Genomic DNA, 1322 nt, shown 5'->3' on the forward strand with positions numbered 1-1322 from the left:
CCGCTGCTGTTTGAGTCCGGAAGGATGAGCAGCATGCCGAAGAAAATCGATCCTGCCTTGCGTGAGCGGGCGGTGCGGCTGGTGACCGAGCATCAGCAGGAGTACTCGTCGTTGACCGCCGCTTCGGAAGCGGTGGCCCGTCAGCTTGGGGTGGGTAAGGAATCGGTGCGGCGCTGGGTGGTGCAGGCCCAGATCGATGATGGTCAACGACCCGGTGTCACCACGGAGGAGAACGAGGAAATCAAGCGGCTGAGGGCTGAAAACCGAAGGCTACGTGAGGATGTCGCGATTCTGAAAGCGGCGACAACTTTCTTCGCGGGGGAGCTCGACCCCCGCAACCGGTGATCTTCGCGTTCATCGACGATCAACGCGCCGCTGGGCACGCGGTCGAGTCGATCTGCCGAGTCTTGTGTGAGCAGGGCTGTCAGATCGCCGCGCGCACCTACCGGTCCTGGAAACAACCAGGCCGGACGGTAGCGGCCCGCACCATCACCGACGCCCAGGTCATCGACGCTGTGCGTGGCCTGGCGTGGACCACCAACGCCGCCGGCAAGCGCGTTCTGGCCCCCGAGGGGCTCTACGGGCGGCGCAAGATGACGGCCCTGATCCGCCGTGCCGCGCTGCCAGAGGCCTCGGCGGGCTCGGTGCACCGGGCGATGTGCACGTTGGGTCTGCAGGGCATACGGCGGTCAAAGAAGGTGCGCACCACGATCCCGGACACCGACGGGCGCCGCGCCCCGGATCTGCTCAACCGCAACTTCCATGCGAGCGTCCCGAACCGGGTATGGGTCACCGACTTCACTTACGTGCGGTCCTGGGCGGGCTTTGTCTACGTGGCCTTCATCGTCGACGTGTTCGCTCAGCGGATCGTGGCCTGGCACGCGGCCACCACCAAGACCACCGATCTGGTGATGGTCCCGTTGCGGATGGCCGTGTGGCAGCGCCGTCACGAAGGTCATCCCACCGCAGCCGGCGAGCTCATCCACCACAGCGACGCCGGAAGCCAATACACGTCGGTCCGTTTCACCGAACACCTTGAACTGGAAGGGATTTCACCTTCCATTGGCAGCGTCGGGGATGCCTACGACAACGCTCTGATGGAAACGATCAACGGCTTGTACAAGACCGAATGCATCCGAACCACAGTGTTCCACCCGGGGCCGTTTAGGACCATCGCCGACGTCGAGTACGCGACAGCAGCCTGGGTCGAGTGGTACAACAACCGAAGGCTGCACTCCAGTCTCGGCATGGTCAGCCCAACCGAGTACGAGCACGCCCACTACAGCGCCCTCGACCGAGAGCGTCAACCCGTATAGCAGCGG

1 protein-coding gene and 1 other annotated feature are annotated in these 1322 nt (G+C 64.3%); the gene reads left to right on the forward strand.

All coding sequences use genetic code 11. The features are described from left to right. Window positions 1–33: 33 nt before the first annotated feature. Window positions 34–1316, forward strand: a protein-coding gene (locus VXD91_RS07800) for an IS3 family transposase (RefSeq protein WP_346415112.1) whose coding sequence is annotated in 2 segments (ribosomal slippage) — window positions 34–307 and window positions 307–1316 — 1284 coding nt in all. Because the reading frame shifts where the segments join, the coding sequence is not laid out codon by codon here. Further along, window positions 306–437 (forward strand) — a sequence feature (AL1L pseudoknot). Its footprint overlaps the gene before it by 132 nt. Window positions 1317–1322 lie beyond the last annotated feature (6 nt).

Origin of the sequence: Mycobacterium sp. SM3041, assembly GCF_039668335.1 — a bacterium.
Lineage (GTDB): Bacteria > Actinomycetota > Actinomycetes > Mycobacteriales > Mycobacteriaceae > Mycobacterium.